The 696-nt window shown below is 59.5% G+C and carries 1 protein-coding gene and 1 pseudogene; both read left to right on the top strand.

The window, feature by feature from the left end:
- Positions 1–352 (top strand): DUF1380 family protein (locus tag CWM53_RS24810; protein ID WP_100750895.1); only part of this gene is annotated, 352 nt, incomplete at its 5' end.
- Between the two features lie 53 nt (positions 353–405).
- A pseudogene (locus CWM53_RS24805) lies at positions 406–696 on the top strand (hypothetical protein); the annotation flags it as partial.

Genomic DNA, 696 nt, shown 5'->3' with positions numbered 1-696 from the left:
CCTGATTATCTGGACCCCGGCGGATATTGAAGCACTGGCTGACGGGATGGAATATTCCTTTTCAGAACATGACGTAAGGGCAGTACTGGAACGCATGGACGCTATACCGGAAGAACAACGGCTTGAGTCGGGCGTGTCAGCCGGCCTGGTGATGGCACTGATAGACCAGGTGAAAGAGAACGGGCAGAGGGTGACTGTGCCGGTTGACCTGCTTGAAACCCTGCTGATTACCGCCGAACAGGCATTGTGGGACAGGGAATGGACCGCACGGGATCGCAATCTCCCGGTGCCGGAAAGCGTCATGCGCCGCCTGGCGGATACAGCAAAAGTGCGGGCATTACTGAAAAGCTGACAGCAGATCGCCCCGCCACGCTGCGGGGTGATATAACCCGGACATAGACGATAATGATGAAAAATGAAACCCTTAACACGCTTATTCTGCGTCACGGCGACCGGATGCTGCGCCAGGCTGGCTGGCCCGACACTGTTGATATGGCGCCCGTCGCCCCTGAAACCGTACCCGGCTGGCTTGCCGCCTGCGGCTCTCTCAGTGGCGTGGAAATCCTCACGCTTACGGAACAGCTTTGTCAGCCGCTGACGTATGGCCGGGCAGCGTTGTTGCTCGCCAGCGCCCGGCGGCTGGCGGGAACCCCGGCTCGTCTGCATCTCTTTCCGGTGCAGGCATATCCGCATCCG

This window comes from Klebsiella sp. A-Nf5 (assembly GCF_002810545.1).
Lineage (GTDB): Bacteria > Pseudomonadota > Gammaproteobacteria > Enterobacterales > Enterobacteriaceae > Klebsiella > Klebsiella variicola.
Note: the sequence above shows the minus strand (reverse complement) of the source record. Positions and strands in the feature narration are given on the sequence as shown.